The sequence below is a fragment of the Mucilaginibacter yixingensis genome, assembly GCF_041080815.1.
Classification (GTDB): Bacteria; Bacteroidota; Bacteroidia; order Sphingobacteriales; family Sphingobacteriaceae; genus Mucilaginibacter; species Mucilaginibacter yixingensis.
This window is the reverse complement of sequence record NZ_CP160205.1, coordinates 1,209,056-1,229,750: the sequence shown is the minus strand read 5'-3', so window position 1 is coordinate 1,229,750 and position 20,695 is coordinate 1,209,056. Positions and strand designations below refer to the sequence as shown.

General features: G+C 43.8%; 27 protein-coding genes and 1 tRNA gene. 14 read left to right on the top strand and 14 right to left on the bottom strand.

The annotated features are described in order from the left end of the window. Positions 1-77: 77 nt before the first annotated feature. Positions 78-1,253 carry a nitrate/nitrite transporter gene (locus ABZR88_RS05180; RefSeq protein WP_107831322.1) on the bottom strand — a complete coding sequence of 392 codons (1,176 nt, stop codon included), beginning with the start codon at positions 1,251-1,253 and terminating at the stop codon, positions 78-80. 340 nt (positions 1,254-1,593) lie between these two features. Between ABZR88_RS05180 and ABZR88_RS05175 the strand changes: the two genes are divergently transcribed. Then, positions 1,594-1,669, top strand: a tRNA-Phe gene (locus tag ABZR88_RS05175). 55 nt (positions 1,670-1,724) lie between these two features. Here ABZR88_RS05175 and ABZR88_RS05170 read toward each other — a convergent pair. The 6 genes from ABZR88_RS05170 to ABZR88_RS05145 form a co-directional block, all read right to left on the bottom strand. Beyond that, positions 1,725-2,192, bottom strand: a complete 468-nt coding sequence (locus tag ABZR88_RS05170; RefSeq protein ID WP_170113687.1) for a carboxypeptidase-like regulatory domain-containing protein — start codon at positions 2,190-2,192, stop codon at positions 1,725-1,727. 373 nt (positions 2,193-2,565) lie between these two features. Then, the gene (locus tag ABZR88_RS05165; RefSeq protein ID WP_107831318.1) at positions 2,566-3,222 is read right to left on the bottom strand and encodes a metallophosphoesterase; all 657 of its coding nucleotides are present in this window, start codon (positions 3,220-3,222) and stop codon (positions 2,566-2,568) included. After that, positions 3,219-3,878, bottom strand: coding sequence for an aquaporin (locus ABZR88_RS05160; protein WP_107831316.1), 660 nt, complete (start codon positions 3,876-3,878; stop codon positions 3,219-3,221). Before ABZR88_RS05160 ends, ABZR88_RS05165 begins: the two co-directional genes overlap by 4 nt. After that, positions 3,875-4,288, bottom strand: coding sequence for an arsenate reductase ArsC (locus tag ABZR88_RS05155; protein WP_107831314.1), 414 nt, complete (start codon positions 4,286-4,288; stop codon positions 3,875-3,877). Before ABZR88_RS05155 ends, ABZR88_RS05160 begins: the two co-directional genes overlap by 4 nt. Positions 4,289-4,317: 29 nt before the next feature. Next, entirely contained in the window at positions 4,318-4,872 is a 555-nt protein-coding gene (locus tag ABZR88_RS05150; protein ID WP_245917119.1) for a DUF6428 family protein, read from the bottom strand. Between the two features lie 41 nt (positions 4,873-4,913). Continuing rightward, positions 4,914-5,243 carry a helix-turn-helix transcriptional regulator gene (locus ABZR88_RS05145; protein WP_107831310.1) on the bottom strand — a complete coding sequence of 110 codons (330 nt, stop codon included), beginning with the start codon at positions 5,241-5,243 and terminating at the stop codon, positions 4,914-4,916. A gap of 188 nt (positions 5,244-5,431) precedes the next feature. On the opposite strand from ABZR88_RS05145, the gene ABZR88_RS05140 reads away from it, so the two are divergent. The 3 genes from ABZR88_RS05140 to ABZR88_RS05130 all read left to right on the top strand — a co-directional run bounded on the left by ABZR88_RS05140 (position 5,432) and on the right by ABZR88_RS05130 (position 7,444). Then, positions 5,432-6,238 (top strand): UbiA family prenyltransferase, encoded by an 807-nt coding sequence (locus ABZR88_RS05140; protein WP_245917118.1) that lies wholly within the window; start codon positions 5,432-5,434, stop codon positions 6,236-6,238. Between the two features lie 151 nt (positions 6,239-6,389). Then, positions 6,390-7,049 carry an MgtC/SapB family protein gene (locus tag ABZR88_RS05135; protein WP_245917117.1) on the top strand — a complete coding sequence of 220 codons (660 nt, stop codon included), beginning with the start codon at positions 6,390-6,392 and terminating at the stop codon, positions 7,047-7,049. 116 nt (positions 7,050-7,165) lie between these two features. Beyond that, positions 7,166-7,444: a hypothetical protein gene (locus tag ABZR88_RS05130; protein ID WP_211309874.1), complete on the top strand. Its 279-nt coding sequence runs from the start codon at positions 7,166-7,168 to the stop codon at positions 7,442-7,444. A 1-nt stretch (position 7,445) separates the two neighbouring features. Here ABZR88_RS05130 and ABZR88_RS05125 read toward each other — a convergent pair whose 3' ends face one another. Continuing rightward, positions 7,446-7,649 (bottom strand): hypothetical protein, encoded by a 204-nt coding sequence (locus ABZR88_RS05125; RefSeq protein ID WP_107831304.1) that lies wholly within the window; start codon positions 7,647-7,649, stop codon positions 7,446-7,448. A gap of 138 nt (positions 7,650-7,787) precedes the next feature. On the opposite strand from ABZR88_RS05125, the gene ABZR88_RS05120 reads away from it, so the two are divergent. Beyond that, a complete protein-coding gene (locus ABZR88_RS05120; protein WP_107831302.1) occupies positions 7,788-8,126 on the top strand; it encodes a zinc ribbon domain-containing protein YjdM in 339 nt (112 codons plus the stop codon). A 91-nt stretch (positions 8,127-8,217) separates the two neighbouring features. Here the strand turns inward: ABZR88_RS05120 and ABZR88_RS05115 are convergent, their stop codons facing one another. Together ABZR88_RS05115 and ABZR88_RS05110 are read right to left on the bottom strand one after the other, a co-directional pair. After that, complete coding sequence (locus ABZR88_RS05115; RefSeq protein WP_107831300.1) at positions 8,218-10,494, bottom strand: PAS domain-containing protein; 2,277 nt, start codon at positions 10,492-10,494, stop codon at positions 8,218-8,220. A 228-nt stretch (positions 10,495-10,722) separates the two neighbouring features. Then, entirely contained in the window at positions 10,723-11,781 is a 1,059-nt protein-coding gene (locus ABZR88_RS05110) for a redoxin domain-containing protein (protein ID WP_107831298.1), read from the bottom strand. 172 nt (positions 11,782-11,953) lie between these two features. Here ABZR88_RS05110 and ABZR88_RS05105 point away from each other — a divergent pair, with 172 nt between their 5' ends. From ABZR88_RS05105 to ABZR88_RS05090, 4 genes are all read left to right on the top strand, one after another. After that, positions 11,954-12,808 carry a serine hydrolase gene (locus ABZR88_RS05105; protein WP_245917116.1) on the top strand — a complete coding sequence of 285 codons (855 nt, stop codon included), beginning with the start codon at positions 11,954-11,956 and terminating at the stop codon, positions 12,806-12,808. 18 nt (positions 12,809-12,826) lie between these two features. Further along, a complete protein-coding gene (locus tag ABZR88_RS05100; protein WP_245917115.1) occupies positions 12,827-13,207 on the top strand; it encodes a hypothetical protein in 381 nt (126 codons plus the stop codon). Positions 13,208-13,327: 120 nt separating this feature from the next. Continuing rightward, positions 13,328-14,617 carry a (Fe-S)-binding protein gene (locus ABZR88_RS05095; RefSeq protein WP_107831296.1) on the top strand — a complete coding sequence of 430 codons (1,290 nt, stop codon included), beginning with the start codon at positions 13,328-13,330 and terminating at the stop codon, positions 14,615-14,617. Positions 14,618-14,697: 80 nt separating this feature from the next. Beyond that, the gene (locus ABZR88_RS05090) at positions 14,698-15,486 is read left to right on the top strand and encodes a (Fe-S)-binding protein (RefSeq protein ID WP_107831294.1); all 789 of its coding nucleotides are present in this window, start codon (positions 14,698-14,700) and stop codon (positions 15,484-15,486) included. A gap of 5 nt (positions 15,487-15,491) precedes the next feature. Here the strand turns inward: ABZR88_RS05090 and ABZR88_RS05085 are convergent, their stop codons facing one another. Beyond that, complete coding sequence (locus ABZR88_RS05085; protein WP_107831292.1) at positions 15,492-15,974, bottom strand: hypothetical protein; 483 nt, start codon at positions 15,972-15,974, stop codon at positions 15,492-15,494. A gap of 48 nt (positions 15,975-16,022) precedes the next feature. Between ABZR88_RS05085 and ABZR88_RS05080 the strand changes: the two genes are divergently transcribed. The 4 genes from ABZR88_RS05080 to ABZR88_RS05065 all read left to right on the top strand — a co-directional run bounded on the left by ABZR88_RS05080 (position 16,023) and on the right by ABZR88_RS05065 (position 18,421). Then, the gene (locus tag ABZR88_RS05080; protein WP_107831290.1) at positions 16,023-16,508 is read left to right on the top strand and encodes an ABC transporter ATPase; all 486 of its coding nucleotides are present in this window, start codon (positions 16,023-16,025) and stop codon (positions 16,506-16,508) included. A 20-nt stretch (positions 16,509-16,528) separates the two neighbouring features. Further along, on the top strand, positions 16,529-16,720 hold the full coding sequence (locus tag ABZR88_RS05075; RefSeq protein WP_107831288.1) for a hypothetical protein: 192 nt from the start codon (positions 16,529-16,531) through the stop codon (positions 16,718-16,720). Next, a complete protein-coding gene (locus tag ABZR88_RS05070; protein ID WP_107831286.1) occupies positions 16,720-17,058 on the top strand; it encodes a type II toxin-antitoxin system RelE/ParE family toxin in 339 nt (112 codons plus the stop codon). Before ABZR88_RS05075 ends, ABZR88_RS05070 begins: the two co-directional genes overlap by 1 nt. Positions 17,059-17,206: 148 nt before the next feature. After that, positions 17,207-18,421 carry a zinc dependent phospholipase C family protein gene (locus ABZR88_RS05065; RefSeq protein ID WP_107831284.1) on the top strand — a complete coding sequence of 405 codons (1,215 nt, stop codon included), beginning with the start codon at positions 17,207-17,209 and terminating at the stop codon, positions 18,419-18,421. A 4-nt stretch (positions 18,422-18,425) separates the two neighbouring features. Here the strand turns inward: ABZR88_RS05065 and ABZR88_RS05060 are convergent, their stop codons facing one another. Continuing rightward, entirely contained in the window at positions 18,426-18,818 is a 393-nt protein-coding gene (locus ABZR88_RS05060) for a group III truncated hemoglobin (RefSeq protein ID WP_107831282.1), read from the bottom strand. A gap of 104 nt (positions 18,819-18,922) precedes the next feature. On the opposite strand from ABZR88_RS05060, the gene ABZR88_RS05055 reads away from it, so the two are divergent. Then, positions 18,923-19,423, top strand: coding sequence for a nuclear transport factor 2 family protein (locus tag ABZR88_RS05055; protein ID WP_170113686.1), 501 nt, complete (start codon positions 18,923-18,925; stop codon positions 19,421-19,423). A 12-nt stretch (positions 19,424-19,435) separates the two neighbouring features. Here the strand turns inward: ABZR88_RS05055 and ABZR88_RS05050 are convergent, their stop codons facing one another. Both ABZR88_RS05050 and mtgA read right to left on the bottom strand, forming a co-directional pair. Continuing rightward, positions 19,436-19,963 (bottom strand): hypothetical protein, encoded by a 528-nt coding sequence (locus ABZR88_RS05050; RefSeq protein WP_107831278.1) that lies wholly within the window; start codon positions 19,961-19,963, stop codon positions 19,436-19,438. An 11-nt stretch (positions 19,964-19,974) separates the two neighbouring features. After that, complete coding sequence (gene mtgA / locus ABZR88_RS05045) at positions 19,975-20,688, bottom strand: monofunctional biosynthetic peptidoglycan transglycosylase (RefSeq protein WP_107831276.1); 714 nt, start codon at positions 20,686-20,688, stop codon at positions 19,975-19,977. Positions 20,689-20,695: the final 7 nt, after the last annotated feature.

Below are 20,695 nucleotides of genomic sequence, written 5' to 3'. Positions count from 1 at the left end.
TGGCCTTAATGCCGGCTTGAAGATAGTCAGTTTTGCTGAAACAGTAGCCTGCCGGTTGCTGTGTACCTACCGTTAAGTCAGCACGACAACTTTGACTTTTGGCCAGCGGCCAAAGCTAACAACCCCAACAGCGGACCAATAGCCAGCAGCGTAAAGATGTACCGGGTATTGCCGCTGGTATGTATCGCGCTTAAAAACTGTATGCTGATAATTGTAATGCCGAAGCCAATGCAATTAACAATGGTTAGAGCGGTACCTTTTGACTCGGCAGGTGCATTGCCCGCCACAAGGGTAGAAAACAACGGCGAATCTGCGATGACGGACGCGCTCCAAATCAACATAAATACTAAAAATGCCGACTGCGACGCATTGAAAAGCATCAATGGCGACGCCAAACAGCACAAACAAGATATGGCAAGCGCAATAGCGGCTACCTTTTTTGCTCCAAAACGCTGCGACAAAAGGCCACTTACCACACAGGCCAAACTCCCCACAACAATGATCAGGAATGAAAGTAACGGAACATTAAATGCTTCCAGATGAAAGTAGGCTTTGTAGGACGACAAAATTATGGGGACAAAAACCCAAAAAGTATATAACTCCCACATGTGTCCAAAATAGCCGAACGCCGCAGCCCTGAACTGCCTGTTCTTAAAACTCTGCAAAAACAGCGAAGGCTGAATCTTTTGACCGGGTTTACAATATGGCCCATCCGGCACCAGAAGCACCATTGCCGTCCCCCCCGCCATTGCAAGCGCCGACGTTGCATAAACAATATATCGCCAGGGCAAGCCCACCATTGCAAATTTAAGCAGGTGCGGAAAAGCTGTACCTACAACCAATGCTCCTACCAAAAAGCCAAGCGATTTGCCGAGTCCGCGCTCATAATGATCGGCTGCTATTTTCATCCCTACCGGATAGATGCCTGCAAGAAAAAAACCGGTAAGCGCTCTAAGCAACAATAATACTGCGGGACTAATACCGGCAATAACCACCCCCAAATTGATAAGAGCACCAATCATTGCGCAAGCAAAAAACACCCGCGACGGTGAAAACCGGTCTGAAATACCCAACACGGCAAAAACCAACGTACCGGTAATAAATCCCAGCTGCACTGCACTGCTTAAGTAAGCCAAAAAGCCAGATTGCAGGTGAAACTCACGTGCTATATCGCCAATAACGGCATTGCCTGCAAACCACAACGAGGTGCAGAAAAACTGGGAAATAACGATAACCGGTAAAATTCTTTTCATGGAAACAACAGACAAGTTAAGGTTTTGCCAGTGTTTAAACAATGTGATTTACTATTCTCAACTATACTCAAACCAAAAAAACAGCTCCATTTTGAGCAGATGACAAATATTTTCCCGACTGAAAACGGCAGACCTAATCAAACGTGAAGCCATTATTACAAAAAGAGAAAAAAAAACCTCCAACCCTCCATAAGTTAAACACAAGGTTTACAGAACGTTAAATCAGCTCAATTTCCAACCACAGAAGAAAGCTCAAAAAAATTTCAAAAAAAGTTTCTTTAAATCAAAAAACGCACTACATTTGCAATCCCAAAACGACGGAACAAAACGTCAAAAAAAGGGTACCATAGCTCAGATGGTAGAGCAATGGACTGAAAATCCATGTGTCACTGGTTCGATCCCAGTTGGTACCACCAGAAAGCCTTCAACGAAAGTTGAGGGCTTTTTTTTTTAAAGAACCTTTGGGGCTGCTTAACGTTTTACATTGCTTTTCTTAAAACAAGGTATAAACTCTTGGGTATAACAAGCTTTAATGGTTTTAAATATCCCTTTCTCAAACGCCACCTTATGTAGTTCCGGTAATTTATTAAATCTTTTCATCCGAAGTTGATCTACCCTCCTATGGGTTATAAAATCATAAGTACCACTCAACATCATTACAACTTCTACTTCATCACATTTCTCTGCAAGCTCTACAGACGCTAGCTCTATTCCAACAGTACTAAATAATATCTTTTTAACGGAAACAGGTATCTCTATATGAAAAAAACCATTTAGGTCTGTCTTACCTATTTTAACAGTGTCATTGATCATAATTGACACGTAAGGCAAAGCTTTCAGATTATCATCAATAACCCTTCCTTCAATCGTTTTCTTTTGAGCGTAAAGACTATACGTTGAAACATTGAATAAAATAAGAACTATGAATATTTTTTTCACTTTATTAACTCCCTGATTTAGTTGATTGTAAATATAAATATTCGGTTAATTTTGAACCACGTTCAATTTAAGTCTAAGTCTGCCAATCGCTTCAAATCATAGAAGAAATGGTTTGTTATATTTAAAGTCTGCACCACCAGAAAGCCTTCAACGAAAGTTGAGGGCTTTTTTTTGGGCACAACCGTTATAACGCATCGGGTTGCTGAATTTTAAAATATGGTGTATCGGTTGTCTATATTTTGGAGTATTGAAACACCCTGGCTAAGATTTGGCGTGAATTAAAGCCTGCACCACCAGAAATACAAAAGCCTTCAACTTTCGTTGAAGGCTTTTGTATTATAAGCGTTTTTTTAGTTCAACGGATTAATGACCTTTAAAATGCCATCCGAAGCCGGTCGGCTAGTTCATTAGGTAAAAGGCTGACCTCTATCGCTCTGGCGGCTTTTTCTACGTTATAGGCAAATCGAATAAACTCAACCTTGATATCATTTCCAATTGTCAGCACAACGTAGCCACCGCGGGGATCATTATCTTTTGGTTTGCCAACAGAACCGACATTGATAATATGTTTATCGCCGATAGTGCGGTAATAGGGCAAATGCGAATGGCCTACACAAAGCACATTCGCTTTAACCTCGTTCATCATTTCGGTTACATAATCTTCGCCCAGATTTTCGAGCATGTATTCATTGATGCTTCGCGGGCTACCATGCGCCATCAATATATGAAACGAATAATCATCCCGAAGAAACTCAAGGCGAATATGTGCCGGTAAGGTATTTAGGTAACTCCTATTGTCGGCGGTCACCAGCTCGTAGGCGTAACCTTTGGTCTTCTGATCGTGATTACCCATTAGTGTGGCTATCCCACGTTTACGAATCTCTGCAATCACTTCATTAGGCCAAATGTTATAGCCAATCAGATCGCCCAGGCAATAGACCGCGTCTGGCTTGCATTTATCCAGATCCGCCAGGAACGCCTCAAGTGCCGGCAGGTTAGCATGCACATCAGAAAACAAGGCAATCCTCATATCGTATCAATTTTACCGTTACTTGTCAGATAATTCCACACTGGGATGGCTGCAGTAGCCCCCAGTGGTGTAGCAATCAGGTAAACCCATAGATTTTCCAAATGTCCGGAGACCAATGCCGGGGCGAGCGAACGGGCGGGATTCATGGATGCGCCACATATTGGTCCGGCAAACATTGCTTCTAAACCAACCACAGAGCCGACGGCAATACCGGCAAATAGGCCCCGCTCTTTGTCGCCGCACGCTACGTTCAGAACCACCAGCATCAAAAAGAAAGTGAGCAATAGCTCCAATACAAAAGATTGTATTGCACTTCCGCTTGGCAGTGTTGCACCCAAAGACGCACTAGCGGGAAACAACAGTTTTAAAACTGTGCTAGCCAGTAAAGCACCACAAACCTGGCTTAAAATATAAGGCAACAAGTGTTTTTTTTCAAAACGGCCGGCAAGTGTAAAAGCGATACTCACAGCCGGATTCATGTGCGCGCCCGAAATATCGCCCAGCGCATAGATCAAACTCATCACCACCAAGCCCCAGGTTGTTGCCACCCCCACATGGGTAATTGCGCCACCCGCTTGCTGGTCAATAATCATCGCGCCGGTGCCGCAAAACACCATAATGAAAGTACCGAGTAGCTCGGCCACATATCTTCTCATAAATAGGTTTGTACAAAATCCATAGAGTAGGCCTTGATCATATCCCGCACTCTTCTAAACTCATCCATAATTTCATCGGGGGTGCCAGTTGCCTTTGGAGGATCAGGGAAGTTTTGATGAAAACGTTGTACGTTGCCAGGAAAAAACGGACAAGCCTCGTTAGCATTATCACACACGGTGATTACCATATCAAACGGGATGTGCTGATACTCATCAACGTGATTGGAAGTATGCCCGGAGATATCGATATGATCTTCGGCCATCACCTGGATAGCTTTGGGGTTTACGCCATGAGTTTTTACACCAGCACTGTAAACATTGGCTTTGTTGCCAGCATAAAAACGAAGGTAACCTTCGGCCATCTGGCTCCGGCAGCTGTTACCGGTACATAGAACGAGAATATTTTTCATGTATGAGGAAATTAGGGGTTTGTTTTGAGTTAGCAGCATCCGCCACCAGGTGTACAGCAGGCATCTGTTTGAGTTACCAGGTTCACCAATTTGATTGTTGGTTTTTCAACCGGGGCGCAGCATTCTTCGCCCTTATCATTTGTACCGCAACTACCGCCGCGGGTTTGTGCTTTACATTGTACAAAATCTGGGGTTAGATTTACCGTCAGCGTATCACCAGCTACTGTAATATCAGCCGGGAACATTTGGCGGGTATCAAACTGCGAATTGCCAAATTCTATTTTCACAATAGCATCGCCGTCCAACGGTAACATTTGCTCTACAACAGCAATAATAGACAGCGCTTTATTCACCTTCATGCTACGCTCTGCTTGTTTTTCTCCAGGCTCCCACAGTTGCACAATCACTTCTGTCCATTTGTTCATTACGCCACCGCAATCTACCGATGTAATTGGCGCCAGCTTGATCTCTGTAATATGAAAAGAGGTGTCTGCAAGCTTACCTTCTTCATACTGGAATTGCAGATGCAGTTCGGGATTTGCTTCTAATCGGGCTTTAAAATTACCCCAGGTTAATGTCTCCATAGCTTCCATTGTAATATTGCGATATATTAATTCAAAAAATTTTAACAGCAGTTGCCCTTGGTCTGATAAGAGCCAAATAGCTTATTCAGCTCCATTTGCAGGTTTTTCCAGGCATTGGGTTCAATGCAATAACATACACTCACGCCTTCAATAGTGCCCTGAATAAGCCCGGCATTCTTCAATTCTTTCAGGTGTTGAGATATGGTTGCTTGCGCCAGGCCTAACTCATCAACAAGGTCACCGCAAATACAGGCATTTGCTTGCATAATATGTTGTAAAATGGCGATACGCGCAGGGTGAGCAATGGCTTTTAACTGCACCGCCAGCTTGTTCTGCTCTTCGGTAAATATTTCTGTTTTGGTAATGCCCATAATATATATCGCAATATTACGATTAATAGTTTATAATTACATGCAACGAGAATATTTATGTAAATTTAACGCTCGATTAAAATCCTGCCTACAGCATGAATAAGGGGTTAAGGCTTCTCTTTTTTGGTAATTATTTTGTTGGTTTTTTGGCAATCGCTTTTAATCTAGAAGCTTCTGCCCAATTACACATGCCGCATAATTCATTACAATATTATGCCTTGTTGTTTATGCTCCCTATAGTGTACTATACCTATGCCTATCAACATCAATCTATTGACCCGGTAAAGGCTGATCCACGAAGCCGTTGGTATGCCAAACACCGGCAATTTATACAATACAGCCAGGCAATAATGATCGGTTTATCGGCCATTATTTCTGTAGACTTATTTGTAACTTATGCCAACCGCCTGCTGCATCTGCCGCTGATTTCCTGGATATTTCTTGCAGTCATTTTAATCACGGCCACTTTATATTATGGATTATTGCCTGGAGCTCTGAACTTAAGAAACGTGGGTTGGCTCAAAGCGTTTGTGATTGGATTTGTGTGGGCCTGCTGTGCAAATCTGGCCCCTATGATGATGACGCATATAGAAACCGGGAACGCTTATCCGGATGCGGTGCTTTGGGTATTTTTATTTGTTAAAAACTGGATGTTTTGCACCGTAAACGCCATCATGTTCGACGTCAAAGACTACCCATCGGATGCCAACGTCCAGCTAAAAACCTTTGTTGTCCGGTTCGGGCTCAGGCGCACTATCTTTTTTATTTTGATGCCGTTGCTGGCTATCGGCCTGTTCGCACTAATATGTTTTGCACTGTATAGGGGCCTGCTGCCTTTACAGATCCTTATCAATTGCATTCCGTTCCTGCTTATGATATATGTAGTTTATACCATGCGGAAAAGACACAGCCTGGTTTACTATCTTATTTTGATTGACGGAGCATTGCTGGTAAAAGCTATCTGCGGAATTGTAGCCATGTCTTTTGCTAAATGACCCTCATCCCTCTGCTTACCAAGTTTGCCTGATTAGAAAAACAGTTCAACTAAAGTGAACTTCGCTTTAATACCTGTTTGGCTATTCATATAAATCAGGCGTATCCACAAAAAACCACACAACCAAATTTATTTTATTCGTAAATTCAGTTATGCTACATAATATGATCCAGGGGTTTGACATGCCTACCATGCTGCAGGAGCTGTTGATGGTGTGCGTGGCTATTTTAATTGGAGCCGTAATAGGCACCGAGCGCGAGTACAGCAATAAGTCGGCAGGGCTTCGCACATTTATACTGGTATCATTTGGGTCGTGCGTGTTTACCATTTTGTCGATCAAAATTGGGGTAAGCAACCCAGACAGGCTAGCTGCCAATATTATAACCGGCATTGGCTTTTTGGGGGCAGGGGTTATTTTTAAAGATAATAACAAGATAGAAGGTATCACCACCGCTACCACCATCTGGGCCACCGCCTCTGTAGGTATGAGCGCGGGCTCGGGCCATATTTACATGGCCTTGGCAGGCACACTGGTGATACTGGTTATATTGAAACTACTCTTGCCGCTACAGGCTTATATTGACAATCACCATAAAATACGGGAATACCATATTGCCACTGCTACACCAGCCGATGCAGACGAATGTATAGCCCTGTTTAAACAGTACCAATTGAAATATTTTTTGTTGGGCGAAGACAGTAGCCCTGTTAGTTTTTCGCGCACCTGGCTTATAACCGGCAATATTAAAAACCATGAGCAACTGATTGCAAATCTGATCCATCATCCCAAGGTTATTTCATATCGATTTTAAAATATTCAATACCCACCATAAAACATAAAAAGACAGAAACCCCGAAAGACATCTGGCAAGATGACCCGGAACCACACGATTACCCCGCCGCGCAGGATTATCTGGAACTGCTCTTTTTGCCCAAACAGGCAGAAAAGTTTGTGACTGCTTTGCGATTGGCCCCTACCATCCAGAAAAAATCAAAAGATATATTAAGAGCAAGCAGGCTGCCGCTATTGCCAGAAGACAATATTCACGTACAGGAAAATCTGAAGAAAATAAAAAAGAAGAAAAAGCTCTCGCCCATATTACTGGTGCGAAGCGAAACAGGGCTGATTATAGCCGATGGCTATCACCGCCTATGTTGCAGCTATTACGTTACAGAAGATCTGGAAGTGCCCTGCAGGCTGGTATAACTTAGTTAGCTTCTTTCATCTTTTTAATCCATAAATAGACGCTCCAAATAACGGTGGCCGCAAAAAGCACGAATAAGCCGATATAGTACTTGCTAAAAAAATCATGGAAATAGCTGCCGACCACAATGTAAATTGATGCGATGCACAATTTCAGCGGAATAAATTCAGCGTTGGACCAAGTTGTTTTGGCTTTGAAAAAGTTCATGTTTTACTCTGTTGATTTATATACTCAATATAGCTGTATACCGGTATAAATTTCCGGGAAAGGCCTCAATTGCAATAGTGATATTTATCATTTTTCAATTGCGGGCAGCAATTTTTACCTTTGCCCAAATTTTTATAGATGACAGAACTGCCCCCTTGCCCTTTGTGCAAATCAACCTTTACGTATGAAATGAACGGCCTGCTGGCCTGCCCCGAATGTGGCCACGAGTGGAACCCGGAAGAAGATAATGCTGCAGATCAGCAGTTTGTGGTGAAAGACAGCAACGGCAATATTTTGCAAGACGGCGACTCGGTAGTAACCATCAAAAACCTGCCCGTTAAAGGCACTTCGCAAACTATAAAGGCAGGCACCAAGGTTAAAAACATTCGACTGGTAGACAGCGATCATAATATTGACTGTAAGATTGATGGATTTGGCGCCATGGCGCTTAAATCTGAGTTTGTGAAAAAAGCATAAACCCTATCATCACCAACAAGAAAAGCCTTCAGGTGCAACCTGAAGGCTTTTCTTGTTTAGACTCACCACTTAATTAAAAGCCAGTAATGCTTTATATAGGTTGAGTTACGGTTCTGTTTGAAATATCCCTGACAACTTTATCTAACTCATGCGCAGTGGTCATGATATAATCCAACAACTCTCCTTCAATTTCTTTGCTCACCTGCTGCTCTTCTTGTAGTAAACCAACCAATCCCATCAACCTCGCCAACGGGCCACGCACTAAATGCGATTGCATCCAGGCAATCTCCCATAGTTGAGACTCTGCAATTTTGGCGGCCGTAATATCTAAACAAGAACCAATCATCTTCTCGGGCTGGCCATTGCTATCGCAAAGCACTCTCCCCCATGATTTCAGGTGACGGGTCTCACCATCCGGGCGGATAATCCGCTCTTCAAATACAATATCCTCATGCGTGTTAAGCGCTTTAAACAGTATATCTCTCACCGGCTCTCTGTCATCTGTATGCAGCATAGCCATGTAGCTTTCGTAAGTAGCCACGTGTACTTTTTTATCTACTCCGTAGATATTATACAACTCGTCAGACCATTTAACCTCATTGTTTTGTATGTCCCACTGCCAGTTGCCAAACTTTGCCAGCTCCTGCCCCTGCGTCATCAGCATGGTGGTTTCTTCAATGATCCGGGCACCTTGTCTGTTTTCTAATATTACCTTCAGCATCGCGGTAGAACGATCTATCACCAGCTGTTCGGCATCGCCAGGCTCTTTAATATCGCCATAATACATGCCAAATACGGCCATTACCTCACCGTCGCTATTAATAATAGGACAAGACCAGCATGCTCGCAGGTTATGTGCTAAAGCAAAGGGCTTGTAATTGTCCCACAAGGGATCTGTTGCTATATCGGTTACTGTTACTTTTTCTTTCCTAAAGGCTGCTGTACCGCAAGAGCCGGCCTTAGCACCTATTGGCTTGCCGTTTATAGCATCGGTGTAATCTTTTGGAAGCGAGGGTGCAGCCAGTGTATATACTTTATTGTTTTTTACCTGCAGCAAAGAACATTTCATGCAGGGTAACAAATTCTCAATACCTCTTAAATAGCTAACAAGAACCTGCTGTAAATCGTCCTCTTTATTGGCAACCTGTTCCAGCACATTTTTTTCAAGATTATCGAGGTTCTCCAGTAGTTTAGACTCTGTAATATCAATCATTACCCCCCGCAGCAATTTAGGCTTGCCGTTTTCGGCAATTACAGACACCAGATCCTTTATCCACACTATCCCCCCGTCGGCATTGATCATACGGTAATCAAAAACGTGGTTCAGACCTTTGGTTGTCTGGGCCTGGCAAAAAGTTACGGCCCATTCACGGTCGCCCTGGTAAATATGATTAGCCCAGAAATTCGGATCGCTCAACCATTCTTCGGGCGAGTATCCCAGCAAGTCATTTATTTTGTTGCTGATATAGGTAAACTCAAATGTATCAGCATCCGCCTCCCACACTACTCCCTCTACCGATTCGATAAGCGCCTGGTATTGATTACGTGAATCTGTCAGCTCTTTTTCAACCGCTTTAGAGGCAGTTATATCCTGAGTTACACCATACAGGCGCACGCATATGCCATCTTCCATATCCGCCTTGCCGGTAGTTCGCAACCAGCGTACATTACCCGCCGCGGTAATAATTTCCAGTTCTATATCAAACTCGCCATGGTGTTTAATAGACTCGTTTACCGCGTTCAATATTATTTCCCTGTACTCATTCGTTTTATAGAAGGCCATGCCCGTTTCATACGTTGGCTGGTAAGCCGGCGGCACCTCATATATCTCCTTCAGCACGTCAGACCAGGTAATGATGCTGTTGATATAATCCACCTCCCAATAGCCTATCTTTGCAATGCGCTGCGATTCATTTAAAAACATCTCATGCTTAAGCAGATTTTCATGAATGGATTTTTCATTTTGCTGCGCTTCTACCAGCTCGGTAACATCACTTATTGTGCGCAAAATAAACTCAACCTCTCCATCATCCCCTAATAAGGGATTACTAAATACCTCGAGATATTTTACCACCACCTCATTAGTATGTGGCGTGCGGAAGTTGTATTTAACAGCAGGCTGCTTATGGGCTTTTTTATTGAGCAGTACGTTTTGCAGACCAGGCAACAGCTTATCGGCATCTTCCAGATAAGCCTCTAGAAAACCTATTAAACTATATCCTATTATCTCTTCTTTGCTAGAGTTGGTGAAGGCAAAGTAGGCATCATTTGCAGCAACAATGGTATAAGTGGGGTGGTCTGCCTTTAATAAAATGGCTGGTATTGGATAGGCGTTAAATAATACACTCCCGTATTTATCTTCTATCATAGGTATAGGGTAACAGCAGACGTTCGTACTAAACAAGGTAACAACTTTCCTGTACAGAAAGGAGTTAACTAAAGGTACCGATTTCAAATAGTATACGTAAGGAATACCTAAATATTTTTACGCAACCGTGAAGTCTGGTTTTCGGCACCTAAAATTAGTCCGCATATAAAAAAACACACTATTTATATAGCGTGTTTTCAAAATAGTCAATGCATCAGCACGTGGCCATTAGCGATTCAGCATTGCTTCCAAACTTTTATCTAAATCCTTAGCGCTCAAATCAGCAGCAATAATCTTCCCTTTCGGGTCGATCAAGAAGCTTGCCGGCAGTACCTCAACATCATATTGTATAGCAGCTGGGTTATGGTTGTTTTTCAGCGGTGCCAACTGCATCCACGGTAAATTGTCTTGCTGTACTGCCTTTTGCCATACCTTTCTGGTTTTTTCACCATCTATCGATGCCCCCAGAATAGTAAAATTTTTGTCTTTAAAACGATTATAAACATTCGCCAGCTCCATACTTTGGGCCCGGCTTGACATATCAGACGAGCTCCAGAAAATCAGCAGCAGGTATTTCCCTTTAAAGTTGGCCAGCGAAACCTCTGTGCCGTCTGCCGCCTTCTGTTTAAAATCGGGCGCGCGGCGACCAACAGCTACCTTTTCCTTCTTTTCTATTTTTTCCTGAATATCTTCACCGTAGGATGACTTCCGGACAGCTGGCGGAAGGCGCTTATAACATGCGTTAAGGCTATCGAGCTTATAGTGCGAATCACTCACCAAATAAGCGGTAACGTACGAGCTTGAGTACTGGTTATAAAAACGGCGGGTAATATCGGCTTTCTCTGCCGCGTTACCTGCTTTCATCAGTTTACCATTAAGCTCAGCAAACTGCACTTGTGAGGCAGAGCCGCTAAACTGTCCGTTTTTAAAATCAGATGGATTGAGCTGGGCGGTTACTGTGCCCGGTTCTAAAAAGAACAGTGTGGAGTTCTTGCCATCGGCTTCCATATCATCATCATCAGGGATGGCTTTTTTAAGTGTGGAGATAAATGTGATGGTGGGTTCTTTAATAGAACCTTGAATACTAAAATGGCCGTTCTGCAACTTGCAGCTATCTACAACAAATTTCTCATGCAGGTCCCGGTATCTTACATATACCGAGCCATCTATTTGGCCGTTTATGGTACCATTTAAAATAAATTGGTTGTCTTGGTGTTTTTTCTGTGCCGAAACAGAAATTGAGGCCAAAGAAAAGAGACTAAGCAAACTTAAAATCCACAGTTTCATATTTTTTAGGGGTATTAAATTGATAAGTAGCAAAGTTATTCTACACCAAATTGAAATACTCTGAAATCTTCTCTTTTCACTATACAAAATTGTCCAGCATATTTAAGCTTTTCGTCTTAATAGCTTAAACCTTTTTTTCATTTATTATATTATACATTTATTGCCTTACCCAATGATGAAAAAATTGCTATTGCTTGTCTTTATCAGCAGTTTATGTTTATGCGCTACCGCACAGCAACCCGACACCGTATTTCTGAAAACACTGCTGCAAAGTCGCCCAGATCTGTTTGGCAATATCTTAAAGCAAGCTACACAAAACGAGGTGCAGATACTATATACACAGATTGACCGAGACTCGCACAACAATCCACATTTCACTTCATTTAGTTATCACCTTAACCCACGCCATTATTTTTACCCGGCCAGCACCGTGAAATTGCCGACGCTGATTTTTGCGATGGAAAAAGTGAACGAGCTGAAGATAAAAGGACTCACCTTGCAATCGGCCATGTTAACAGACAGCTGCTATGCGGGCCAAACCTGGGTAACGCGCGATACCTCATCTACCAACGGATTACCCAGCTTAGAAAACTACATAAAGAAGATACTACTGGTGAGCGATAACGATGCTTATAACCGCCTGTATGAGTTTGTGGGGCGCGAGGAAATTAACCTAAAGCTAAAGAAGTACGGACTGATACAAACCCGCATAGTAAGCCGCCTGGCCGTTGGCGATGGCGGCGGGAGCGCCCGGCACACCAACCAGATCCGTTTTTATAATGGCGATAAACTGGTGTACACCAAACCGGCGCTAACCGACAGCCACGATTACCCCATGTATGCCACCGAAAACCTGCAGCAAGGCAAAGGCTATATTGATAAAAACGATCAGTTGGTAATGGCCCCATTTGATTTTTCTGACAAGAACAACTATCCCCTGGCTGATCAGCAAACGGTACTGAAACATTTGCTCTTCCCTGAGGTCTTTCCAAAAGAACAGCGCTTTAATCTTACCAACGCCCAATAACAATTTATTTACCGGTACATGAGCATGTATCCTACCGAGAGCGATCACCCGGCTTACCATCGCCCCGATTATTTCCCGGCTTACTGCAAGTTCTTATACTATGGCGGAGACAGCACCGCCAGTATCGATCCCAACGTCCGCATTTTTAATAAAGTAGGCGATTCTTATGGTTATGATATTGATAACGCATACATCGTCAACTTTAAAACCGGCGCCGAGTTCCTGCTCTCGGCAGTAGTACAATCAAATGAAGACGGCATTTATAACGATAACAAATACGAGTACACCACCGTATGTCTGCCATTTTTAAAAAACCTGGCCCGGGTACTGATGCAGTATGAGCAATCGCGGCTTAAAGAGCATCGGCCCAACCTTAAACGTTATCGGTTCACCTATTAAACGTATCTTACTTTCTTAAACAAATAAATGCTGCTAGCATCGTTAATTTAGAATTCTTTTAAACTTTAATTTTAAAAAGTATTTTATACATTCGTTACAAATACTATGCATGCATAACAAATGATCGAGCAAGTAATTTTTATACTGATACTGGCGGCGGCCATTTGGCTGTTCAGCAAAAATGTAGGTAAGATCCGTCGTAACATCCGGATGGGCCGCCCCGTGGATCGATCAGATAACCCGGCCCTGCGTTGGAAAACCATGGCTAAAGTGGCATTGGGTCAAAGTAAAATGGGCAAACGGCCGGTGGCAGCCATATTGCACTTGTTTATTTACGTTGGCTTCGTCATCATCAACATTGAAGTGTTGGAGATTTTGATTGATGGTGTTTTTGGCTCGCACCGGGTGTTCTCGCGCCCACTGGGTAGTTATTATGTCTATCTAATTGATGCATTTGAGTTTTTGGCAGTGCTGGTTCTGGTAGCTTGCGTAGCATTTTTGGCGCGACGCAACATTTTGCACCTAAAGCGCTTTAATGGCGTGGAGATGAAAAACTGGCCAAAATCTGATGCCAATTACATCTTAATTGCCGAGATATTATTAATGTGCGCTTTCTTAACCATGAACGCGGCCGAGCACAGATTACAGTCTTTCCATACAGACGGCACCGGCGGATTTGCAATAAGTGGTGCATTATCATCAATTCTTCCCGGCAATGAAAACGCACTTGAACTTTTGGAGCGCGGCTGCTGGTGGTTCCATATTGTGGGGATCCTGGCATTTTTAAACTACCTCCCCTACTCTAAACATTTTCATATTTTGCTGGCATTTCCGAATACCTATTATTCCAACCTGAACCCTAAGGGACAATTCAGCAATATGGCATCGGTTACAAACGAGGTAAAAGCCATGCTCGATCCATCCTTCAAGCCCGAGCCTGCGGAGGTAGCCCGCTTTGGCGCCAAGGATGTAACCGACCTGACCTGGAAAAATCTGATGGAGGCCTATACCTGCACCGAATGCGGCAGATGCACATCGGTTTGTCCGGCCAATCAGACAGGTAAGTTGCTGTCGCCCCGCAAGATCATGATGGATACCCGCGACCGGATCACCGAAGTGGGCCTTAATATAGACAAGCGCGGCAAGGACCATACCGACGATAAAACCCTGTTGGATAACTACATCACCCGCGAAGAGCTATGGGCCTGTACCACCTGCAACGCGTGTGTAGACGCCTGTCCGGTAAACATCAATCCACTAGAAATTATTACCGAGATGCGCCGTTACGTGGTGATGGAAGAATCGCAAGCACCGGCCAGCCTGAATAACATGTTTGGCAACGTAGAAAACAACGGCGCGCCATGGAAGTATAGCCAGGCCGACAGGTTGAATTGGGCTAACGGCGCGTAGCTTCTGAGTTAATAGTTGATGGTTCATAGTTCATGGCCTATAAATTATCAACCAAAAACAAAAGTCATGAACCATGAACTATGATCAATGAACCAATAACCATGGCCCAAATGGCTGCCGAAGGTAAAATGCCGGAAATACTGTTCTGGGTAGGTTGCGCCGGTAGTTTTGACGAACGGGCACAACGTATTACCCGCGATATCTGCAAAATTTTGCATCATACCGGCATTAGCTACGCAGTACTGGGCACCGAAGAAAGTTGCACCGGCGACCCGGCCAAGCGCGCGGGTAACGAGTTTTTATTTCAGATGCAGGCCATGATGAATATTCAGGTACTGGATGGCTATGGCATTAAAAAGATTGTGACCGCTTGTCCGCATTGCTTCAATACCATTAAAAACGAATATCCCGGTCTTGGCGGCAACTACGAGGTGATTCATCACACACAATTAATCCAGCAGTTGATAGACGAAGGCAAACTGAAAGCAGAGGGCGGCGAAAGCTTTAAAGGTCGGCGCATTACCTACCATGACCCTTGCTATCTCGGCCGCGGAAACAACGTTTACGAGGCACCACGCAAAGCACTGGAAACGTTGGATGCCGACCTGGTAGAACTAAAACGCTGCCGCAGTAACGGCCTGTGCTGCGGTGCCGGAGGCGGGCAAATGTTCAAAGAACCAGAAGCCGGCAAAAGAGACATAAACATGGAACGTATGGACGATATACTGGAAAGCAAAGCCCAGGTGGTAGCCGCGGCCTGTCCCTTCTGCATGACCATGCTCAGCGACGCCGTTAAACACTCAGACAAAGAGCAGGAAATAAAAGTGCTGGATGTGGCCGAGATTGTGGCCCGGGCAAACGGGTTATAATTTGTTTATCGCGCTTCTGCAGCTTGCTTTAAGCTAATCAACGCACTGCGCAGACTATCTACCTCTTCTACATCCATATCTTTTACAGGAATGTTAAGCTGGGTAGCCATAGAATCGACGTTCCCCAGGCGATCATTATACGTCTGTACAATAATATCATCAGCCTTAGTTTTGATGATGAGTGTGCCCGCTGTGGGTGAACCTGAATAATCCAGGTCATCAAAGCTGTGCATTTTCATAGAGAAATACTCCTGCTTGCCAGTCTGATAGGTTTTGCGCAGGCGGAAAAAATAATCATCGGTAAGCGTCAGTTCGAGTTTTTTAAGTTTGCTCTCTGCCGATTGATCGTAATAACGGTTAAGGCAATGATTGCTCCAGCCCAGCAGTTCGGCAACATCGGGCGCAGCCTTAAAACCACACAATAGGGCGGCAACAATGGTCAGTAAAACAAATGGTTTACAGAGGTTTGACAAAAACGGCCTTCTCATAACATCACAACGCTTTACGAAGATAATTATTTGATCTATTTTTGCGATATGCAATTTTCTGAAAATTCTAGAGTGTGGATCTACCAGGCAGACAGACAGCTAAGTGAAGGCGAAACCCGCCGCATTCAAACCCAGTTAGATGCGTTTACCACTAATTGGACCGCCCACAACAATGCCCTGAAAGCCATGGCAGAAGTGCGCTATAACCGTTTCCTGATACTGATTGTAGACGAAAGCCAGGCCGGCGCCAGCGGTTGTTCTATCGATAAATCGGTACGCGTTATGAAAGATATTGAGCAGGAATTTAACATCAACCTGTTCGATCGCTTTAACCTGGCCTATCGCGCCGGCGAAGAAATACTTTCTGCCTCACGCGCGCAGTTTGAAGAACTGATCAAACAGCAGAACATCAACGCCCAAACCACCGTATTCAATAACACCATCCAAACCCTGGCAGACCTGCACACCAAATGGGAAGTGCCGTTTAAAGATAGCTGGCACCAGCAACTGTTTGGCAGCTTGTTGAATGGGTGATATTAATATAAATTTGTGATATGACAACTTTCACTGTACAGATTAATGATAATGATGCAGAAATGGTGTTGGCAATTCTGAAGAAATTCAAAGCGAAGGTTATTAAGACACCAGATGAAAGCTCATTAACGTACGAAATAGCCGAAGCTTTAAAAGAAGCCAAACAAATCAAAGACGGAGATATAAAGCCATTGACACTTAAAGATATTTGATGGCTAATAGAATAATCTATACCCCTGTTTTTGTAAGAAAGGCCAAGGCGTTAAAGAAAAAGCACATTTCTCTGCCCGGTGATTTGGCCGAACTTGAAAAAGAATTAATTAGCGATCCGAAACAAGGAGTCGATTTAGGTGGTGGTCTCCGTAAAGTGAGGTTAGCCATTAAAAGTAAGGGCAAAGGCAAAAGTGGAGGATATAGAATAATAACCTATCTCGTAACGGAAATTGATGGAGATATAGATATTAATATGTTAACCCTTTACGACAAAAGCGAAGAAAGCTCAATTGACAAATCTTTTCTACTGGAATTAATTAGGGCTCTCTTTAATTAACCCGTTACTTTTCTAATATTAAGTAATTGCGTTAATTTTCAAATCATCTCACAAAACTTAACACAACCTTAACCACCACTTACCCATAAACTTAAACCCTCTCCCCAATTTTGCGTTGTGAAAAACAGACAACTCACAACGCGATAACATGGGAAAGTACAGGCAATGCCTACTCTCCGTTTTGCTTTGCCTGGTCTTCGTTTCTCCTGTCCGCGCCTTCTCTATCCTGGCGCATGAGGCTATAATTGATGCCGGCTGGCAGGACCATATCAAACCACTCTTACTGAAAAAATATCCGCAATCAACAGAGAATGATCTGCAGGTGGCACAATCTTATGCTTATGGAGGTTCGCTGGTGGCAGATATGGGCTATATCCCCGGTGGCAGTCCTTACTTTACCAATTTATTGCATTATGTACGCAGCGGCGATATGGTGATGGCCCTGCTAAACGAGGCGCATGATGTAAATGAATATGCCTTTGCCATTGGCGCCCTCTCCCATTACGTAGCCGATAAATATGGCCATGCCCTGGCAACCAATCCATCTGTAGCCATACTCTACCCCAAGCTAAAAAAGAAATTTGGCGATGTGGTGACTTATGATAACGACCATAGCTCGCACAGTTGCATGGAGTTTGCTTATGATGTGATCCAGACCGTAAAAGGCAATTACGCCAGCACAGCCTATCACAATTTCATCGGTTTTAATATTGCCACACCAGTACTGAGCCGGGCATTTCAAAAGGTTTACGGACAGCAGTTAGACGATGTTTTCCCGAAATTTGATTCGGCCATTAATACCTTCCGCTGGGGAGTGCGCAGTCTGTTCCCGGAGCTGGCCCGCACCGCCTGGCGCAGCGACGAGGAGGGCATCCGCCAAAGCCGCGAACATATTACCCGCGAAACTTTCTGTTACCAGATGCCACGCAAGGCTTTTGACAAGCAGTATGGCAAAGAGTACACCCATGTGGGCATAGGTGCTAAATCGCTGGCCATGTTTATTGAGGCGATGCCGAAGATCGGTCCGTTTAAGAAACTGCAGTTTAGATATCCCGGCGTAAAATGCGAAGAACTGTACCTGAAAAGTATGGACAGCATCCTGATTAACTACGCTACGCTAATGCAAAAGGCCGGCGATAACAACCTGAAGCTGCAAAACATCAACTTTGATACAGGCAACCGCTCTGCCTTTAAAGAATATGCGCTGGCCGATAAATCATACCACGAGTGGATGGAACGCTTGAAGAAAGCAAACCGAAACTTGCCTGATGACGCCATCCGCAGCAACATCATGGCTTTCTATAAAATCACGGGGAATAAAAACGAGATCAGTCCCAACCTGATAGCCCTCGTAAAACAATAATTATTTACTGAATGGCACCAGGATGGTTCTGAAAATGCCAAACCTTGGCCTCAAACATCTGGGCTATTTTGGCCGCACGCCATTTGGCTTCATCGGCTTTGTCGCCGGTAAACAGTTCGTCTACCGTAGCGTAAAAAAGGCTTACCCAGCGCTCAAAATGCTCATGTGCAATGGGTAAAGTAGCATGTGGGGGAAATGGCCTACCACTGTAGGTATGCTCGCCCAGCAAGGTGGTTTGCCAAAACTGATACATCTTTTCCAGGTGCATAGGCCAGCGGTCTTCAATGCGGGCATCAAAGATGGGACCAAGCAATTCATCCGCACGCACCTTGCCGTAAAAAGTATTTACCAGCAGTTTGATATCGTCTAATGTCAGAATTTGCTTTGGTGCGTCCATGTGGCAAAGTTAGGGAAAGAGTTTGGGCCGATGCGTAATTTTCAGGTCAAAAGTAAATCATCAGATTGGTGTAACCTAACGGTTTGCTAATGCGTCCAACAAGCATGAGAAACAAAATAGCCTCCATCCTATCCCTTAGTCTGGCTTTACTAATGTATGCAAGCATGGCCTCGGCCCAAACAAAACCATCAACAGACAAACGTTATACCCCCAAGCCGTATACCCCAGGCAATATCCAACTGTATAAAACCATTGCCCGGATAGATAGTATTTACTTCGGAGCCTACAACACCGGTAATGAGAAAATCATCGACTCGCTCACCTCCGAAGACCTGGAGTTTTACCACGATCGTGCCGGACTATCAACCTCAAAGGCAGATAACCTAGCCTCGCTCAGAAAAAACATTTATGGTAAAGTTACACGCACCCTGACGCTGGGCAGCCTGGAAGTTTACGAAATTCCTGGTTATGGTGCCGTAGAATTTGGCTATCACAGCTTCCGCAATATTGCAGAACCAGGCGAGAGCCAGCCCAGCAAATTTGTAGCCATTTGGCAGAAAAAAGGTGAACAATGGCAGTTAACCAGGGTAATTAGTTTACACTGAGAGAAATTTGTTTCAACGTTTGGAGATTGGTTGATTGATTATTAGTTCAACCAATTTTTTTTTAAATTTTTTATTTCGCCCCAATGAAAAAGGAATATAGTTTCCGTTGACACTCGTATTATTAATAATATTGATGTAGATCTCGCCTTCATAATTAAGAACAGCCATTCTACTACCTATCCCTCTATTCTTCTTTTCTGCCGTAAGATACTGAGGGTTGCTTCGTAGAACTTTCCATCCCAGTGGTTCAAACTCTTCTTTAATAGTTCGACGTAAATCGATAAAAGAGCTGTTAAACGGTACTTTAATCAATTTATCATTTTTCCTTATTGTTACGAGAATCAGAAAAGATAGAAAAACAGAAACGGCAGACCAAATTTGCCAAACATAATATTGATAATTGACAACATTGATAATCGCGATTATCAATGCAAAAACGGGCATCAAGAATAACACGTAATGGTTGAGGAATCCTTCACCCTCCCACTTTATACGGCCGGTTTTAACAGATCCCTCAAAATCAATACCACTCAATAGCATAACGGTAAGATTTAAAAATCCAGCGGACCCAGCCTGCGCATGTTCTTCTTAATAAAATATTGCTTGTGGATTACCCGGGCATTAGGGTTAAGAGGTGACCATTTTCGTGGATCTGGGAATATGGAAGCAATGGCCGCCGACTGGCTGCGGGTAAGCTCTGAAGCGTGTTTATGATAATAGTATTGCGAAGCGGCCTCTACTCCATAGATCCCGTCACCCATTTCAATCACATTCAGGTACACCTCCATAATGCGTTTCTTGCTCCAGCAAACTTCAATCAGCATGGTAAAATAAGCCTCGAAACCTTTACGGATATAAGAACGCCCCTCCCATAAGAAAACGTTCTTGGCCGTTTGTTGCGATATGGTGCTGCCGCCAGAGAGCTTTTTGCCTTTGGCATTCTTTTCAAAAGCACGTTCCATGGCCTTAAAATCAAAGCCATAATGATCCAGGAACCGGGCATCTTCAGCAGCTACGGCAGCGCGCTTCATGTTTTCAGAAATCGAGTCAATATCCACCCACTGCTTATCTATCTTCCATGGCTTACCCTCTGCCTTTTGCTCAAATCCGCGACTAATCATCAGCCACGTTACCGGTGGATTAACAAAGCGGTACAGCAGCACCCAAAGGATGGTAATGCCAAAAAACAACACAAAAGCCAAACGAATAATGCGCCAGATGAGGCGACCGATGCCAGTCCCGCCGCGGCGGAAGTTCTTTTTCATAGTGCGA

Bases quoted from the DNA above. Each gene is read 5' to 3' on its own strand.
- ABZR88_RS05080 (WP_107831290.1), top strand. From the start codon at position 16,023: ATGCAATTTTCTGAAAATTCTAGAGTGTGGATCTACCAGGCAGACAGA.
- ABZR88_RS05100 (WP_245917115.1), top strand. From the start codon at position 12,827: ATGAGCATGTATCCTACCGAGAGCGATCACCCGGCTTACCATCGCCCC.
- ABZR88_RS05065 (WP_107831284.1), top strand. From the start codon at position 17,207: ATGGGAAAGTACAGGCAATGCCTACTCTCCGTTTTGCTTTGCCTGGTC.
- ABZR88_RS05155 (WP_107831314.1), bottom strand. From the start codon at position 4,288: ATGAAAAATATTCTCGTTCTATGTACCGGTAACAGCTGCCGGAGCCAG.
- ABZR88_RS05060 (WP_107831282.1), bottom strand. From the start codon at position 18,818: ATGGACGCACCAAAGCAAATTCTGACATTAGACGATATCAAACTGCTG.
- mtgA (WP_107831276.1), bottom strand. From the start codon at position 20,688: ATGAAAAAGAACTTCCGCCGCGGCGGGACTGGCATCGGTCGCCTCATC.
- ABZR88_RS05165 (WP_107831318.1), bottom strand. From the start codon at position 3,222: ATGAGGATTGCCTTGTTTTCTGATGTGCATGCTAACCTGCCGGCACTT.
- ABZR88_RS05110 (WP_107831298.1), bottom strand. From the start codon at position 11,781: ATGAAACTGTGGATTTTAAGTTTGCTTAGTCTCTTTTCTTTGGCCTCA.
- ABZR88_RS05075 (WP_107831288.1), top strand. From the start codon at position 16,529: ATGACAACTTTCACTGTACAGATTAATGATAATGATGCAGAAATGGTG.
- ABZR88_RS05090 (WP_107831294.1), top strand. From the start codon at position 14,698: ATGATCAATGAACCAATAACCATGGCCCAAATGGCTGCCGAAGGTAAA.
- ABZR88_RS05145 (WP_107831310.1), bottom strand. From the start codon at position 5,243: ATGGGCATTACCAAAACAGAAATATTTACCGAAGAGCAGAACAAGCTG.
- ABZR88_RS05050 (WP_107831278.1), bottom strand. From the start codon at position 19,963: ATGCTATTGAGTGGTATTGATTTTGAGGGATCTGTTAAAACCGGCCGT.
- ABZR88_RS05140 (WP_245917118.1), top strand. From the start codon at position 5,432: ATGCCGCATAATTCATTACAATATTATGCCTTGTTGTTTATGCTCCCT.
- ABZR88_RS05115 (WP_107831300.1), bottom strand. From the start codon at position 10,494: ATGATAGAAGATAAATACGGGAGTGTATTATTTAACGCCTATCCAATA.
- ABZR88_RS05070 (WP_107831286.1), top strand. From the start codon at position 16,720: ATGGCTAATAGAATAATCTATACCCCTGTTTTTGTAAGAAAGGCCAAG.
- ABZR88_RS05160 (WP_107831316.1), bottom strand. From the start codon at position 3,878: ATGAGAAGATATGTGGCCGAGCTACTCGGTACTTTCATTATGGTGTTT.
- ABZR88_RS05095 (WP_107831296.1), top strand. From the start codon at position 13,328: ATGATCGAGCAAGTAATTTTTATACTGATACTGGCGGCGGCCATTTGG.
- ABZR88_RS05150 (WP_245917119.1), bottom strand. From the start codon at position 4,872: ATGGAGACATTAACCTGGGGTAATTTTAAAGCCCGATTAGAAGCAAAT.
- ABZR88_RS05085 (WP_107831292.1), bottom strand. From the start codon at position 15,974: ATGAGAAGGCCGTTTTTGTCAAACCTCTGTAAACCATTTGTTTTACTG.
- ABZR88_RS05120 (WP_107831302.1), top strand. From the start codon at position 7,788: ATGACAGAACTGCCCCCTTGCCCTTTGTGCAAATCAACCTTTACGTAT.
- ABZR88_RS05105 (WP_245917116.1), top strand. From the start codon at position 11,954: ATGATGAAAAAATTGCTATTGCTTGTCTTTATCAGCAGTTTATGTTTA.
- ABZR88_RS05125 (WP_107831304.1), bottom strand. From the start codon at position 7,649: ATGAACTTTTTCAAAGCCAAAACAACTTGGTCCAACGCTGAATTTATT.
- ABZR88_RS05055 (WP_170113686.1), top strand. From the start codon at position 18,923: ATGAGAAACAAAATAGCCTCCATCCTATCCCTTAGTCTGGCTTTACTA.
- ABZR88_RS05180 (WP_107831322.1), bottom strand. From the start codon at position 1,253: ATGAAAAGAATTTTACCGGTTATCGTTATTTCCCAGTTTTTCTGCACC.
- ABZR88_RS05135 (WP_245917117.1), top strand. From the start codon at position 6,390: ATGCTACATAATATGATCCAGGGGTTTGACATGCCTACCATGCTGCAG.